This is a genomic window from Rhizobium leguminosarum (assembly GCF_001679785.1).
GTDB lineage: Bacteria > Pseudomonadota > Alphaproteobacteria > Rhizobiales > Rhizobiaceae > Rhizobium > Rhizobium leguminosarum_R.
In genome coordinates this window covers 2,233,956-2,247,565 of the sequence record NZ_CP016286.1, presented here as the reverse complement: position 1 = coordinate 2,247,565, position 13,610 = coordinate 2,233,956, and the positions used below count along the sequence as shown (strand labels likewise).

At 57.9% G+C, this 13,610-nt stretch carries 19 protein-coding genes; 6 read left to right on the top strand and 13 right to left on the bottom strand.

The window, feature by feature from the left end; translation table 11 throughout:
• Positions 1-156 precede the first annotated feature (156 nt).
• From BA011_RS11280 to BA011_RS11250, 7 genes are all read right to left on the bottom strand, one after another.
• Positions 157-495 carry a slr1659 superfamily regulator gene (locus BA011_RS11280; protein WP_017961073.1) on the bottom strand — a complete coding sequence of 113 codons (339 nt, stop codon included), beginning with the start codon at positions 493-495 and terminating at the stop codon, positions 157-159.
• Between the two features lie 7 nt (positions 496-502).
• Entirely contained in the window at positions 503-1,063 is a 561-nt protein-coding gene (locus tag BA011_RS11275) for a slr1658 superfamily regulator (RefSeq protein WP_065280521.1), read from the bottom strand.
• Between the two features lie 3 nt (positions 1,064-1,066).
• The gene (locus tag BA011_RS11270; protein ID WP_065280520.1) at positions 1,067-3,427 is read right to left on the bottom strand and encodes a SpoIIE family protein phosphatase; all 2,361 of its coding nucleotides are present in this window, start codon (positions 3,425-3,427) and stop codon (positions 1,067-1,069) included.
• Positions 3,424-4,596 (bottom strand): class I SAM-dependent methyltransferase, encoded by a 1,173-nt coding sequence (locus BA011_RS11265; protein ID WP_065280519.1) that lies wholly within the window; start codon positions 4,594-4,596, stop codon positions 3,424-3,426. Before BA011_RS11265 ends, BA011_RS11270 begins: the two co-directional genes overlap by 4 nt.
• Complete coding sequence (locus tag BA011_RS11260; protein ID WP_065280518.1) at positions 4,593-5,102, bottom strand: hypothetical protein; 510 nt, start codon at positions 5,100-5,102, stop codon at positions 4,593-4,595. Before BA011_RS11260 ends, BA011_RS11265 begins: the two co-directional genes overlap by 4 nt.
• A 75-nt stretch (positions 5,103-5,177) precedes the next feature.
• Entirely contained in the window at positions 5,178-6,833 is a 1,656-nt protein-coding gene (locus BA011_RS11255) for a putative bifunctional diguanylate cyclase/phosphodiesterase (RefSeq protein WP_065280517.1), read from the bottom strand.
• A 225-nt stretch (positions 6,834-7,058) separates the two neighbouring features.
• On the bottom strand, positions 7,059-7,937 hold the full coding sequence (locus BA011_RS11250) for a LysR substrate-binding domain-containing protein (RefSeq protein ID WP_065280516.1): 879 nt from the start codon (positions 7,935-7,937) through the stop codon (positions 7,059-7,061).
• Between the two features lie 130 nt (positions 7,938-8,067).
• Here BA011_RS11250 and BA011_RS11245 point away from each other — a divergent pair, with 130 nt between their 5' ends.
• Positions 8,068-8,454, top strand: a complete 387-nt coding sequence (locus BA011_RS11245; RefSeq protein ID WP_003541014.1) for an ectoine synthase — start codon at positions 8,068-8,070, stop codon at positions 8,452-8,454.
• 101 nt (positions 8,455-8,555) lie between these two features.
• On the opposite strand, the gene BA011_RS11240 is transcribed toward BA011_RS11245, so the two are convergent.
• Both BA011_RS11240 and BA011_RS11235 read right to left on the bottom strand, forming a co-directional pair.
• On the bottom strand, positions 8,556-9,032 hold the full coding sequence (locus tag BA011_RS11240; protein WP_065280515.1) for a DUF4168 domain-containing protein: 477 nt from the start codon (positions 9,030-9,032) through the stop codon (positions 8,556-8,558).
• A gap of 232 nt (positions 9,033-9,264) precedes the next feature.
• A complete protein-coding gene (locus BA011_RS11235; RefSeq protein ID WP_237352650.1) occupies positions 9,265-9,486 on the bottom strand; it encodes a TetR/AcrR family transcriptional regulator C-terminal domain-containing protein in 222 nt (73 codons plus the stop codon).
• 231 nt (positions 9,487-9,717) lie between these two features.
• On the opposite strand from BA011_RS11235, the gene BA011_RS11230 reads away from it, so the two are divergent.
• Complete coding sequence (locus tag BA011_RS11230) at positions 9,718-10,161, top strand: SRPBCC family protein (protein ID WP_025395108.1); 444 nt, start codon at positions 9,718-9,720, stop codon at positions 10,159-10,161.
• A 46-nt stretch (positions 10,162-10,207) separates the two neighbouring features.
• Here the strand turns inward: BA011_RS11230 and BA011_RS11225 are convergent, their stop codons facing one another.
• From BA011_RS11225 to BA011_RS45075, 3 genes are all read right to left on the bottom strand, one after another.
• Complete coding sequence (locus tag BA011_RS11225; protein ID WP_065280514.1) at positions 10,208-11,140, bottom strand: hypothetical protein; 933 nt, start codon at positions 11,138-11,140, stop codon at positions 10,208-10,210.
• A gap of 141 nt (positions 11,141-11,281) precedes the next feature.
• Entirely contained in the window at positions 11,282-11,647 is a 366-nt protein-coding gene (locus tag BA011_RS11220) for a TetR/AcrR family transcriptional regulator C-terminal domain-containing protein (protein ID WP_237352648.1), read from the bottom strand.
• An 8-nt stretch (positions 11,648-11,655) separates the two neighbouring features.
• Positions 11,656-11,790 (bottom strand): TetR family transcriptional regulator, encoded by a 135-nt coding sequence (locus BA011_RS45075; RefSeq protein ID WP_237352646.1) that lies wholly within the window; start codon positions 11,788-11,790, stop codon positions 11,656-11,658.
• Positions 11,791-11,811: 21 nt separating this feature from the next.
• Here BA011_RS45075 and BA011_RS11215 point away from each other — a divergent pair, with 21 nt between their 5' ends.
• A complete protein-coding gene (locus tag BA011_RS11215; protein ID WP_065280513.1) occupies positions 11,812-12,300 on the top strand; it encodes a DUF1772 domain-containing protein in 489 nt (162 codons plus the stop codon).
• 78 nt (positions 12,301-12,378) lie between these two features.
• On the opposite strand, the gene BA011_RS44245 is transcribed toward BA011_RS11215, so the two are convergent.
• Entirely contained in the window at positions 12,379-12,552 is a 174-nt protein-coding gene (locus BA011_RS44245) for a hypothetical protein (protein WP_165507519.1), read from the bottom strand.
• Positions 12,553-12,804: 252 nt separating this feature from the next.
• On the opposite strand from BA011_RS44245, the gene BA011_RS45070 reads away from it, so the two are divergent.
• From BA011_RS45070 to BA011_RS11200, 3 genes are all read left to right on the top strand, one after another.
• Positions 12,805-13,080, top strand: a complete 276-nt coding sequence (locus tag BA011_RS45070) for a DUF1772 domain-containing protein (RefSeq protein WP_237352644.1) — start codon at positions 12,805-12,807, stop codon at positions 13,078-13,080.
• An 81-nt stretch (positions 13,081-13,161) separates the two neighbouring features.
• Complete coding sequence (locus tag BA011_RS11205; RefSeq protein ID WP_017961057.1) at positions 13,162-13,362, top strand: hypothetical protein; 201 nt, start codon at positions 13,162-13,164, stop codon at positions 13,360-13,362.
• Position 13,363: 1 nt separating this feature from the next.
• Positions 13,364-13,573, top strand: a complete 210-nt coding sequence (locus BA011_RS11200; RefSeq protein WP_065280512.1) for a hypothetical protein — start codon at positions 13,364-13,366, stop codon at positions 13,571-13,573.
• The last annotated feature ends 37 nt before the right edge of the window (positions 13,574-13,610 follow it).

Here is a 13,610-nt window from a genome sequence, read left to right as displayed (position 1 = left end):
CTTGTCCATTTTCGGTGAGCAGTATCTCGGCCATACCTTGGCATAACTGGAAACAGCTCGCCGATCCGGGAGCCGCGGGCCTGTTATCGAAAACATGTCGACTTGATGCAGGACGCCTCGCTGGGGTTTTGCGAGCAAACGGTGTTGGATAGAGAATCACGCCAAGCGCAAATCGACAAGCGGGTGTAACTTCTTGAGATTCGGCAGCGATTTCGCTTGCCAAGGATATTGGCTGGTGCCTTTGACGACGAGCAGGAGGTCGCCCATCTTTCTGGCTTCAATCGTCAGCTTGGCCAGGAGATTTATGCCAGAGGAATTGAGGAACTCGAGACCCGTCAGGTTGAACGTCACCTGTTTGTGCCCCTCATGGAGCAATCCTGATATCAATGAGTAAATGGGCGCATAGGCGTCCGGTCCCGCCAGCCGGAATACGCCATCGAAATAGACCTCGTTTTTCTCAGCCCATACGCGGAAGTTTTCGTCGCTGATTTCCATTCTTCGCTCACAGATTGGAGGAGGGCGGCATCGCCACTGCTGCAGTCGTCGTCAGTATGACACGCTGGTCATTATTCCCTTCGAATGCCCATGCCATTTTTGCATCGTAATCGCTCAGAAGGGTCAGCAACCCCAAGCCCGAACCGCTTTCTGCCGATATGGCATTGGTTTCGATTTGCTCAAGAAGAAGTTCGCCGGGGTCCCTCGATTGAAGGCGATGCAGCAGTTGCTGAAAGCGAGAAGATGTCACGCCATCGATCGTGTTCTTCACCCTTATTAAAAAAGTACGGTCGAATATGCCGGCTTCAATGAGGATCTCCCCAGGCTGTCGAAACTTAACGGCATTTTCGATCAACTCATTGCTGAGATATCCAATGTCATGATGCGCCTGCACATAGTCTTTTCTTGAACGTGAATAGGGCAGAGCCATGACCTCCGCTATAAAGTCGGAAGTCATTCCTGAGTGCTTCCATCCAAGCTGAAGCGGTCCGTCGCTTAACGTGAGACGCGTGCTTGAATCCAAGCTTATGCCCGCCAGAGATTCGATACCATATACCGTTGGCGTCATGTCTCACCTATGTCGCACTGCGAGAAGCGTGATGTCGTCGTAAATCTTCTGCGATCCGATGAAGAGCATTAATGTCGCTATAATTCCGGCAACGACTTTCTCAGCGCTCTGGTCCTTCAAGCGCAGTGCTTCGCGGCACAGACGTTCGATGCCAAAGAGTTCTCCAGCGTCGTTTTCGGCTTCTGTTACGCCGTCCGTATGCAGGAGTATGAGGTCGCCCGTCTCGAAGCTTATTTCGCGGGTTTTAATGAAGGCAGAAATATCGGCTTCCAGCCCGATCGGTATACCCAGATCCATGGTGTCTATGCGCTCGACCTCGCCGTTCGCCCGCACGACGACAACTTCCTCGTGTTGTCCCGACAGGATCATCTCTTTGCCGTCATAGTCAAGAAACGCCAGAGTGAGATGCTTGTCGATTTTAGTTCTCACTATGTTTTTAAACAGGGCGCTGTTCAGGTCGGTGAGAAATTTGACTGCGTCGGTGTTTCCTGCTTCCTGCAGGGCGCGGGCGACGGACTGAACCATCAACATCAGCACGCCGCTTTCGAGCCCGTGTCCGGTAACGTCGCCGATGCCAATCTTCAACCGATTTCCGCTCTTCAATACGTCGTAATAGTCGCCGCCGACTTCTTCTGCAGGTCTCATATAGGCTGCGATCTCAAGGGCCTGAAATTCCTCAAGCTCCTGGTGCAGCGGAAGAACCATGAGCTGGATCCTCTCGGCGACGGCCAGCTCTGTTCCGAGACGTCTATTTTCTCGCTGGAGCTGTGCGTTCAGCGTCGAAATCTCTTCCTTTGCATCTTCGATTTGCGCTGTTCGCTCTTCGACAAGCTGCTCGAGATTTTCCGTGTGATAGCTGATCTGTTCGGCCATCCGGTTGAATGCTTCACCAGCCTCGCCGACCTCATCTTTGCTTGTTATGGCCACCCTGACCGAATAATCCTTCGCCTGAATCCGTTTGGCGGCATCTGCAAGTGCACTGATTCCGCTCGTTATTCGTTTCGAAGCCGCAATTACTGCTATAGCCACAATAAGCAGCGACATTAGGATCGCCAGGATTTGGTAGATCACGATCCGGTTGGTAGCTTCCGAAATTTTGGCTTGGGCCGCATAGAGGGAGGCCTGGATTTCTCGTTCAGGCACAACCACTCCAAGAGACATCGCCTCTTGCCGAACCGGGCCGCTGGACCAGAGATTGGTCGCGGGGAGTTTCTTGACGATAATGATATAGGGGACCTCGTTACCCTCCTGCTGCAACAACAAATGTTGGATGCCCAGTTCGCGGTCTAAGGCCAGTTTTGCTATCGCAGGCTGGGAGCTTCCCTTCAGGGAGCGCTCCAATCCGGTCACTCCGCTTCCGCTCGCGTCGCTTGCAGAACGCAGACCGAGCGTTTTTTCGCCTGTGCTGTTGATCGCCACAACGTTTCCGTCGGACATTGCGAGAAATCCAAAGCCGGACTGGGCCACTTTCACATTCTCAACAGTCTGCGCGAGTTGGTCGAGTGTGATGTCCGCGCCAGCCGTCCCGGCGACATCCTTCCTGTCGGCTGTCCATAGTGGTTGAAAGAAAGAAACGATCAGTTTCCCGGTAATGGCGTCCGTATAGGGCGCTGTCTGGGTTATATCGTCCGCGACCGGCCGCGTTTTCATATCCTTGGCCCAGCCCTGCCAGGACTCATAAAGTCCGGGAAAAAAGAAGTCCCAGAAATTGGCCTCGTTATGACCCGGATAAAGGCGGTCGAAGGTCTGAGCCTGGTCGGTATAGGGCGCTGTTCTGAAGATTGGTCGCTCTTTCGATCCGATGTAATACATCTGCAGCTTTGAAGCCCCGTGCTGCAGCAAGCTCGGCGCGACAAGGTCGAGAACCGCGCTGGTCTGGATATCGGTCTGAACGTCGGGTCTTGGGTTGTGGTCTTCTCCGAGCAAGTAACTCCAGACGCTGACAACGGAGACTGAGCCCGGAGCGTTCTGAGACCAGTTCGCCTTTTGATCGTAGGTGAGGCTGACGCTGCCGGGAGATGTGCGGGCGATCGCCGCGCCGACATCGGAATTACGCTCGGGATCGTCGATCTGCGCCTGGAGCACACCCGCCAAGGTGCTGACGTCGTTGTGAACCTGCCGCAGGAGCAAACTCACCTGTGCTGCGGTGGAATCGGCATATGTGCGGATATATTCCTGGCTTGCTGCTTCAAGACCCTGCCCGACTTCGAGGGTGGCGTCGCGCGACAGCCTCTGAACATTCCAAAGTGCCAGTCCACCGCTGACCAGCAGATCAAAGAGGACAGCTCCACCGACGACCAAGATGAACTTTGCCCGAAATGAGCCTAATCTTGCCGGCCTCTTCGATGATCTCTCGTCCATCACAGCGGCTTTCGGCCGGAAGCTGCCCAGATCGGCCAGCCTGCATAACCCTTGGGATGAAGAGCAGCAAAGACATGATCTTTGAATCCTTGCCGGAACCTACGAATGAAATCTGATGAGTCGCCCCGTCGAACGGCCATCTCACCCGCGTAGACATTTTCCCAAGCTTCGATCATGTCTGCGAAGTCCTGGGGATCCCCGTCAAGGTTCGTGACCATAAAGGAATCGACCTTGATGTCATCGAACCCCGCGTCGGCGAGAAGATGACGGCTTTTCGGCCCCATCTCGACATCCATGTCGAAGTGCCTGAACAGTTTGGCGACTTCTTCGTAAGTCCATTTTACGGATTCAGCATGTGGCTCGCCCAGACAATGCGAGTTTTTTTCGTTCGTGATGTAGACACGGCCGCCAGGCTTGCAGATGCGGTAGAGCTCCCTAAGCAGCATCTCTGGACGGTTGAAGATCTGCAGCGAATGTCGGCAGGTCACAAAGTCAAATTGATTGTCTCGCAGCAGCATTTGGGAAGCGTCGCCATAGGTGTACTCGATTCCCTGCAGATCGAAGTCGGCCGCGACCCTGCGAGCATATTCGAGGCTGCGCACGGAATGATCCAGCGCGACAAGGCGTGCCGGTTTAAATTCCCGTTGAACCAGGGCGGCGAAATCACCAATTCCGCAACAGATATCCGCGATGACAAGACCGCTGCGCAGGCCGTGGCGAGGCAACAGTTCGCGTTCGTGCCTCCATGTCATTTTCGTCTGGGTGCGCAGAATGGGGATGAAGGTCTCATCCTCGACAAAGCTCTGGCCCGGATAAAATGCCGAATCGTAAACTTCAACTGACAAGTTTGGCTGTGATGCCGCCAGCGTCTCGAACAAAGAGGTCGACCATGCCACCACGCTCGACGTGATGATGACGATCTTCCGTTCCGGCCTGGTCCGGCAGCTTGCCGTGAGGACATCGGACAGGGTGGAGAAGGCAGTCATGTTGATGTGCGTCAGACGTTTGACATTGACGTAAATGACCCCGCTATATTTTTCCAAACTTTGCTGCACCAGCTTGAGGGCATCGGCAATTTCAGCGGCGCTTTCAGGCCGCATCTTGCCAGACAGCAACAGCTCCTGATTTGTCGGATCAAAATGAGCAGTGAAGGGTAGGGGAAACAGGCTCATTGGAAGTCCTCGGTCGAGGGGAAATCCGCAATGATTTGAATCCCTTGTCCGCCGTCGTTCTCAATTCGGATCGTGGCGCGGAATATTGCTGCCAAATCGCTGAGCAAAACCGTCCCGTCGGACTTCATCACCAAGTATCCAGAGCCGGCGCCGGGGACAGGTTGGCTTTCGTTTGATCTTGCATTGGCGTATTTGCGGCCAAAAGCTTCCTCGCCGGGAAATGCAATTCTCAGCCGATTGACTGTCGCGCTGCGATAGAGACTGAAACTTATCCTTCCTGGCTCGCTCGTCGAACGGAAAGCAAGTTCAATGAGCTCATTCGTCGCGACGGAAAGAAAATTGGAATATCGAGCGGGATCGCTGTGACCTTGGCCGAGAATGTCTGAGAGATATTCTGTAATCCTGTCGCAAAACTGCCATCGGGATTTGAACATCGCAACGTTCAGTTCCAGCGATACCATCGGCGCAAATGCATGGTCATCGAAGCTAGCAGCTTCCTGTTCCAATACACCCTCCCTTCTTTTGCCTGGGGCGTCAGGTTGATGCATGCAATAGCTAAAGGCACGGCGAAAATCGGTTGTTCACTGTGGTAGCGCGGGGCTTACGGATGTTTCCGCCCGGGTGATGAATTCGCCAATCGCCTGGACCGGAAGCGGCCTGCTAATCAAATAGCCTTGAAGTCTGTCGCAGCTCACACTGCGCAACCATTCCGCCTGACCTAGCGTTTCAACCCCTTCGGCCGTCACCTGCATGTCGAGGTCATGTGCGAGGTTAACGATGCAGCGGACGATTGCCTGGCTTTTCAGATCGCTTTCGAGGTCGGTGATAAAGTATTTGTCGATTTTGATCGTGTCGAAAGGGAATGTCTTCAGATAGCTGAGCGAAGAATATTCGGTCCCGAAATCATCAAGCGAGATTCGTATCCCTAGCACGTTGAGAGTATTCAGGGTGTCGATATTGTTGACGGTGCGCTCAAGCAGCACGCTTTCGGTTATCTCAAGCTCCAGACGGTCTGGCGGCAACCCGATCAAGTCTAGCGTTTGGGATACGCGATCAGTGAGGCCGCTTGTCAAGAATTCAGCCGCGGACAAATTGACCGCGACGATGTAGTTCTGCGGCCACTTCATTGCCTCGCGACATGCCTGCTCCAAAACCCATGCCCCTATTTCCGGCATTATTCCATCGGCCTCGGCCATCGGAATAAATGCCGTTGGTGGGATTTTTCCAAGGAGAGGGTGGTGCCATCTGAGCAATGCTTCGAAGCCGACAATGCTGCCGCCCTCGGCGATGGGTTGGTACTCAATAGAGAATTGTTGCTGGACCAAGGCCATGCGAAGGCTGCGGCGCAGCAGTTCGCGTTGTTCCAGCAACTCAAGCATTGAGGCATCAAACGGTCTTGCACGACCACGCCCGTCCTTCTTCGCGGCGTAGAGTGCGACGTCGGACGCCTTCATCAGCTGCTCCGGACTGGTACCGTCCGGTGGAGCAGCAGATATGCCGATACTGGCACCGACAAATAGCGCGATGCCGTCTATCGTGAAGGGTTTTTTGAATGCATCAACCAAAGCTTCTGCTAACTGGTGTCCTTTGGCGGGATGTCCCGGGCCCCTTGATATGACGGTGAATTCGTCACCCGCCAGTCGATAGGCTCTGTCGTCCCTGGTAAGGCACCCTTGAATGCGGCTTGCCGCGAGCTGAAGAAGCTTGTCGCCGGCCGGATGCCCAAGCGTGTCGTTCACGGGTTTGAAATCGTCAAGATCGAGTTGCATCAGGGACAGGGTCTCGTTCGAGCCTGCGGTCTCCCGTAGCAATACAGTGAGGTCCTCGCTGAACTGGCGTCGGTTCGGCAGTCCGGTTAGCGGATCGTGGGTGGCCAGATGCAAAAGGGTTGCGCGCTCATCGTCGATAGATTTCTCGGACCGAACCACGGCAAACAGATCTCCGATCCGATAGATCGTCAGTCCGTGCGACGCTGGCGTGCCAAGATCACCCGATATTCGCAGAGGCTGGGCACTGTCGCCCAATGAACGGAGGGCGAGCGTAATCGCCGATTTGTCCAATTCTGGAAAATGCTCCCAAAACGACGCTGCTGGTTTGACAGAAGCAGGCAGCTCATTGCCCAGCAAATTCTCGACGGGATTGAAATCGCGGTCAAAGAACAAAAGCCGGTCGATTAAGTTCGAAGCTTTTGCCTCTGTTTGTCCGAGCGCCGAGGGGGCCGCATGAATTTTCCGCATGTCCGAGGCGCCCTCCGTAGTCTCATGTCATAACCAGATATTGTAGCAAATCAGCTCCCGCACAACTTGTGCACGCCAAGATTTACATTAGGCATTTCTGATTAACAATCCCCAACCTCTGCCCAACTCGCTCACGGATGGGCTTATTCCACGTCTTTATTAGAGCGATCCATTTGCATCCACCGTCTCGGTGGCGACCCTTCGATGAGTTGCGGGCAGGGGATCTCATGCGCCCGATCCGCACTCCGTCATGAACCAGTCGATAAAGCGGCGGACCGGCTTTTTCGCCCAGCTGTTCGATATGACGTAATAGCCCTGGTTCTCTGCCGTCGCGATGCCGGAAAGCACCAGCAGATCGCCGCGTTCGATCTCCCGGCGGAACACCTCGACGGGGCAGAGCGCCACGCCGTGGCCGGCGATCACGGCCGTCGCCAGCATATTGAAATCCTGGAATATCGGGCCTCGAAGCGGCTCCGGCGCTTTCTGGCCGGCCTTGCGGAACCATTCCTTCCAGCCGTCGACGGATTCGTCGTGCAGCAGGTCGGCGCCGGCGAGCGAGACGTCGCCGATCGTCCAGTTGCGTTTGGCAAGGTAATGGCTGCTGGCGACAGGCTGGTTGCGGCGGGAGAAGAGCAGGCGGCTTTCCCTGCCGCCGCTCAGATCCTCGCCCATGGTGATCAGCACGTCCAGGCTCTCGTCGTCGAAGCGTTCTTCGGCGCGGGCATAGACGATCCTCACGTCGAGATCGGGGGCGCTGTCCTGGAAGGAGGGCAGGGCAGGGACGAGCCAGCGCGATGCGATTGAGGGAATGCAGCCGACAGTGATGGCCCGCATGTCGTGATCGCGCCGCATATTACCGGTCGCATGCGCAATGGCGGCCAGCGATCCGGAGACGGCCCGGTAATATTCGCTGCCGGCTGCGGTCAACGCAACGCCGCGGCCCGATTTCTGCAGCAGCTTGCGGCCGAGCCAGGTTTCGAGATGCTTGATCTGATGGCTGACCGCCGCATGGGTGACGTGCAGCTCGTCGCCCGCTTTCGAAAGGCTCATCAAGCGGGCCGTGGCTTCGAAAGCGCGCAAAGCGTTTAACGGCGGCAACTGCATGTGTAAAATTTCCTCACAGATGACGCAGAAATCATCATTTGAAAATGACAGTGATTTCAATAGCTAATTGTTGTCGGCGATGAAAATGAATCATCGCGGTATCTTCAATAATTTATCAGGAGAATCGGCGATGTTCGTCAGAAATCTGAAGGAGGTGGAGCTCACCGAGCGTTTTGTCGACTGGGGCAACGGCACGAGCCACCGGCTGCTGACCAAAGACGACGGCATGGGCTTTACGGTGTGCCATACCGTCGTTCGCGCCAATAGCGAGGCCCTGCTTCAATACCGCAATCACCTGGAGGCCTGCTATTGCATCAAGGGCGAGGGCGAAGTGGAGGATATGGACGGCAATGTCTTTCCGATTCGCGCCGGCGATATCTACGTGCTCGACAAGCACGACCGCCATTATCTGCGCGGCGGCAAGGATCAGGATCTCGTTCTCGTCAGCATCTTCAACCCGCCGCTGACGGGCACCGAACGGCACGACCTGAACAACAAGAGCGGGTCGCAATACTGAGCGAGCAGTCGTCGTTTCAAGTGAGAAGCAGCGCCCTGCAAATGACGGGCACTGCTTCCGGCGCGAACGTGTTAGCGGCGCCTTAAAGTCCCGTGCGCAGCCTATTGCTGCGGCTGCTGTTGTTGCTGGCCCGGCGGCGGCGTACCGATCTTTTCCAGTACCTTCTTGGCCAGAGCCGGGTCGCTTTGCGCGGCCGTCAGGATCGACGAATATTCTTCGACGGAGATGTCGGGAGAAGCTTGGACGGTGTCGACCATCTGCTTCTTGGCCTCCTCCTGCAGCTGTTGCTTGGCAGCCTCGTCCTTCGTCGCGCCGATCTTGGCCGAATATTCCTGTCTCACCTTGTCGACCTGCAGATAGGCAACGGCGAAGGCTTCGATTTTCTGATCGCTGACGGCTGCCGTCGCACCGTTGCCGCCGGACTGTCCCTGCATCGGCGGCTGCGCCTGTGCCGGGGGCTGCGCTTGTGCCGGCTGCTGTTGCGCCTGGGCCACGTCGACAGCGGATGCCGGGCTGAAAGCAAGCAGACTGAAGACTGCCGCGCTCAATGTTGCGACAGATGTGTAGCGAGTGATCATATTCGTTCCTCTTCAAGTGCATGATTTGATCGGCAGCAAGACCGCCTCGGTCGATCGCTCAGCCCTCAAAGGCCGGGCGAGGTCGCGACGATGGAACCTTTAAGAGGGCACGATGCGGCGGTAACGGGGCGATTTGCTGACGATTGAGCGGCGGCCTTGTGACCGCCGGCCTGTTGGCACGTGCGGAAAATTGCAGTCACCGCCGCTGTGACGCCCGGGCGCTCGGCTTCGTTCATCGCTTATCTGGATGCAGAAATGCCGCCAGGAACGTGGCGACGGCCGCCTCGGCGTGGCGGTGAATCTCCTGCTTCGTCGGAATGGCTTCATCGCCCAGCATCATCACCCGGTTGACGGGATCGGCCATCACCAGCCAGTTGAACTGTGATGCAGCCACCGTTGCATCGGATAACTGCAGCAGCTTCTTGCCGGCCAATTGTTCGAAAGCGCTGCCCATTGACCTCGAGCGCCCGTGCAGGGCCGCGCGCGTAGAGCAGCTTGGCGAGTTCCGGGAAGCGTTGCGCCTGCCTGGGCAAGGCCGCTCGATCTTCCGCAGTTCGATGGCATGCCGGGTTGAACCACGACTCCAAGAAATTTTTCTTGAAGAAAAATTCGATCCGGTGTCGGATCGGCCAAGCCACGCCCGTCCTAGGTTCGTCCATTCCGTCCATTCAAAAGGATCACGACCATGCCGAGTACCATACGCCTGCACCGCGTTCTGGCGACCAGCCCGGAGAAAGTCTATCGCGCATTCCTGGAGGCGGACGCGCTTGCCAAGTGGCTTCCGCCGAACGGCTTCCTCTGCACCGTGCATCATTCGGAGCCGGTTGTCGGCGGCACCTTCAGAATGTCCTTCCGCAACTTTACGACGGGCAATAGCCACGCCTTCGGCGGCGAATATCTCGAGCTCGTCCCCGGCGAGCGTCTGCGCTACACCGACAAATTCGAGGACCCCAACCTGCCGGGCGAAATGGAAGTCACCGTGACGCTGAAAAAGGTTTCGGTCGGCACCGAGGTGGATATCGTGCAGGCAGGCGTGCCTGACGTCATTCCGCCCGAGGCTTGTTATCTCGGCTGGCAGGAGTCGCTGCGAAACCTCGCCAGGGTCGTCGAACCCGACATCCAGGAATAGCGCAGGACCGCGCCGGCCGGACGGCAATCTTCCGGCCTCGGCGACATCAATCAATCCTCATGCCGCGTTTGGCCAGGGCGTTGCGGGCGGCCGCAGCGCCCCAGTCGTCGGAAAGATCCTGCCCTTCGATTTCGGTTTCCGCGATCGGCGTTGCCCGGATCAGCGGCACGGAGCCGAAAGGCAGGCCGTCGATCCGGCTTGCGTCGCGGCTCAGCGTGATGCGGGTCATCGGGCGGTAATCCTCGGTCAGCCGGCAGAACAGGATGGCGCCGTGCTTTTCGACATCGCGGGCGACGCGATAACCGTCTGCCACGAGGTCTCCGATGTTGATCAACAGGTTCGCCCAGTTTTCGATCCCGGCCGCATCCAGTGTCGCGGCGTCGAATTCCATGAAAAGCTCGCATTCGACGCCGTTTTCCGGCGCGGATATGCCGGCCCAAGGGGTCGACAGCCCGTCGGTGGCAAGTGTCAGCCTTCCCGGCGCATGGATGGCGAGGATGCGGCGATGCGGGCCGAACCATTTTGTCTGGGCGTGAATATTGGCCGTTCCGCGCTCGACGGCGAAGTCCTCCTGCAGTGTGCCGCGGCTCTGCCAGAAGGCGCGCCGCGCAGCGGCAGCGGTCTCGTAGATCGGGTCGTCGGGGCCGCGCGGCACGATCGTTTGGTCATAACTGGTTTCGAGCGTGATCTTTGCCTGCATGAAGGGAAATTTCGGCTTCTTCCAGCGGATCACCACCTTGTTGAAGCGTGGCCCCCCTGAGGCATCGAGCTTTTCGACGACATTCGCGATGATGTCGAGCGGATGTCTGGAATCCTCCGGGACATGCTTTCCCTCGGCATCGAGGTAGCCGCCCGTCCGGGAGGAATGCCCCGCCTGCATCGTGGTGGCGGTCCAATCGCCGCTGACCGCGCCCGCCGGCGCCTTGCCGAGAGCCGGGGCAAGTTCCCGGATCGCATCGTCAATCGAATAGGATGTCACGTCGCCCCTCCGCCTTCGCCCAAAGATCGTATCTCGCGGCCGCTCGGCCGCGAGCAGAAGCTAGAGCGGAGGCGTCGCCGATCAATAGCGGCTGCATCGATCACGCGGGCAGGGTGGTGACAGCACTTTACTCGGATTGCTCTATGCGCCGCAGAGCTTTCCGAATGCGCTCATGGCGGCGGCGGCTCGCGCACGGATATTCTCGTCCGACGGTTCTGGCAGTGTGCGGTTCACCCGCCTGATCTGCAGATCGCCGATCAGCAGGCTTAGGAACCATTCGGCCGCCACACCTGCGGGTGGCGCCGCCAGCGCTGCCGTTTCAAGGCCGCGGCCGATCATCTTCTCGATCAGCGGAAAGACGCTATCGCGGCCGGCGGCGGCGATCGTCGCTCCCAGTTCGCCGCTTTCGTCGGCGGCGGCGGCTCGGTTCAGGGAGATTGCCTTGTCGCCGAGCAACATCGAAAGCAGGATCGGCGCGACATGCACGAGGGTTTCCAGGGGATCCACCTCGTCCCTTACGCCGCATCGAGCGCGGTTTTCGTCGCCCTGGCATTGCTTTCGACCATCGTCTGGAAGAGGCCATTCTTGTCGCCGTACCAGCGATAGAGTGTTTCATTGGAGGCTTTCGCCGCTTTGGCGATATCGAGCATCGATGTGCTGCGATAGCCTCTTTGCGCAGCGCGGTTCTGGGACTGTCGGTAATATCGGTCGTCTTCTCAGGCGCGATCTTCGGCTTCTTCTATGCCTGGGTCTGTTCGACGATGTGGGGACTTGATCGGGCCGATCCGCGGGTGGCGATCGCGGCCATGCAGGCGATGAATGCGTCGGTCCGCAACGCGGTATTTTTCCCGGCCTTCTTCCTGACGCCCGTCGTTCTCGGGCTGACTGTCGCAGCCGTGCATTTCAGCGGCCGCGGAGCGGCGGCTTTCTGGTTCGGAGCGGCGGCGGCCGTCTATCTGGTTTTCGGGCTGATGCTCACACTTACGGTGAACGTGCCGATGAACGAGGCGCTCGCCGCGCGTGCAGTCCCTGACGACGTCGCGGCGGCACGGGATATCTGGCTGGACTACTCGCAGCGATGGCAGGTCTGGAACCAGGTGAGGGCGCTGGCTTCCGGAATAGCCCTGGTTTTTGCAGCTCTGGGGGTGGCAAGGCTATGACGGCTTTGCCCCCGATCTCGCCGGTGACGACCTTGAACCGCCTTGCTATCTTTTGGCGCTAACAGCGACGGAAACAACTCAGTTGCTTCCGTCATTCGGCCGCGCTTTGGCGCTGTCGTTGGTGGTCGACGAGGCGGTTTTTCCGTCCGGTTGCTGCCCGAAATAGGTGCCGCCGAGATGGCCGCCGGCGCTGGTGTTCTTGACCTGCTGTTCAGCGCGTTTCTGAAGTTGACGAACGTTGGTCTTGCTCATTTTCGGCTCCATGTTTGAGGTGGACCTCTGGTCAACCGATGGCGGACGACACTGTTCCATATTTTCTCCAGGAACCCATCGCCTCGCGGTCGGTTTATCCGCCATGAGATTCCTCGCCGTCATCATAACGGGCCTGGCGCTCGCAGCACCTGCGGCGCACGTCTTCGCGCTCTTAAACAAGATCGGAATGGCGAAGGCGGACTATTTCGTTGCGCAACAGGCTATGCCGGATGGTGGGTCGTCGGTCTCCTCTTGCCGCTGGCGCTTCTGGCGAATATCGGCAATGCCGTGGCACTCAGGGCTGATGGAACCGCCATGATGCTGTCGGTCGCGGCAGCGGCGCTGATCGCGCTCAACCTCGTCATCTTCATGGTCTTCACCCAGCCGGCGAACGCGGCGACGGAGAACTGGACCGTGCAGCCGGAAAATTGGGAAAGCCTTCGCGCCCAATGGGAATATTCCCACGCGGTCAATGCAGCAGTCACCTTGCTTGCTTTCTGCTGCGCAACGCTCGCCTCGATACGGTAAGCCGCTTTACGCGAAAGTGTTGCCGCGGGAACAGTTGATGATCTTTTCGGTTTTCCTTGTTCCAACCAAGGAGGAACAACGATGGGCATGACGACACCGAAAGACGGCGCCCCCGGCACGACCGACCAGTCACCCCGCTGGGAAGGCCCGAAGGGAAATAAGCCTCGTGGCTACATGAAGGCCAAGGACGATCCGGATCGCGACCGCGACGCGCATGGCGAAAATAATCGCGACCCCGAGACCAGAGATCTCGGCGACGCGCTGAAGCAGAAGGGCGATTGACATGGCCAACCCCGAGAAAGACGCGGCCGGCCAGTTCGCCAAGTCGCGGGCCGACCGGAAGAGCAGCGGCGTCGCCAGCGCCAAGCCGACCGTCATCACCGGCTCCGAGGATGCGACGGTGAACAAGAACCCGCCCGGCAAGAAGAAGCCCGAGAAGGATTGGGACATCAATTATGATCCCGCCGATAGGAACGAGAGCCGCTCGCGCTAGGAAGCCGGGTCGTTATAATACCATTGCTTCAGAAATG

Bases quoted from the DNA above. Each gene is read 5' to 3' on its own strand.
- BA011_RS11280 (WP_017961073.1), bottom strand. From the start codon at position 495: ATGGAAATCAGCGACGAAAACTTCCGCGTATGGGCTGAGAAAAACGAG.
- BA011_RS11275 (WP_065280521.1), bottom strand. From the start codon at position 1,063: ATGACGCCAACGGTATATGGTATCGAATCTCTGGCGGGCATAAGCTTG.
- BA011_RS11265 (WP_065280519.1), bottom strand. From the start codon at position 4,596: ATGAGCCTGTTTCCCCTACCCTTCACTGCTCATTTTGATCCGACAAAT.
- BA011_RS11255 (WP_065280517.1), bottom strand. From the start codon at position 6,833: ATGCGGAAAATTCATGCGGCCCCCTCGGCGCTCGGACAAACAGAGGCA.
- BA011_RS11250 (WP_065280516.1), bottom strand. From the start codon at position 7,937: ATGCAGTTGCCGCCGTTAAACGCTTTGCGCGCTTTCGAAGCCACGGCC.
- BA011_RS11245 (WP_003541014.1), top strand. From the start codon at position 8,068: ATGTTCGTCAGAAATCTGAAGGAGGTGGAGCTCACCGAGCGTTTTGTC.
- BA011_RS11240 (WP_065280515.1), bottom strand. From the start codon at position 9,032: ATGATCACTCGCTACACATCTGTCGCAACATTGAGCGCGGCAGTCTTC.
- BA011_RS11235 (WP_237352650.1), bottom strand. From the start codon at position 9,486: ATGGGCAGCGCTTTCGAACAATTGGCCGGCAAGAAGCTGCTGCAGTTA.
- BA011_RS11230 (WP_025395108.1), top strand. From the start codon at position 9,718: ATGCCGAGTACCATACGCCTGCACCGCGTTCTGGCGACCAGCCCGGAG.
- BA011_RS45075 (WP_237352646.1), bottom strand. From the start codon at position 11,790: ATGCTCGATATCGCCAAAGCGGCGAAAGCCTCCAATGAAACACTCTAT.
- BA011_RS44245 (WP_165507519.1), bottom strand. From the start codon at position 12,552: ATGAGCAAGACCAACGTTCGTCAACTTCAGAAACGCGCTGAACAGCAG.
- BA011_RS11205 (WP_017961057.1), top strand. From the start codon at position 13,162: ATGGGCATGACGACACCGAAAGACGGCGCCCCCGGCACGACCGACCAG.
- BA011_RS11200 (WP_065280512.1), top strand. From the start codon at position 13,364: ATGGCCAACCCCGAGAAAGACGCGGCCGGCCAGTTCGCCAAGTCGCGG.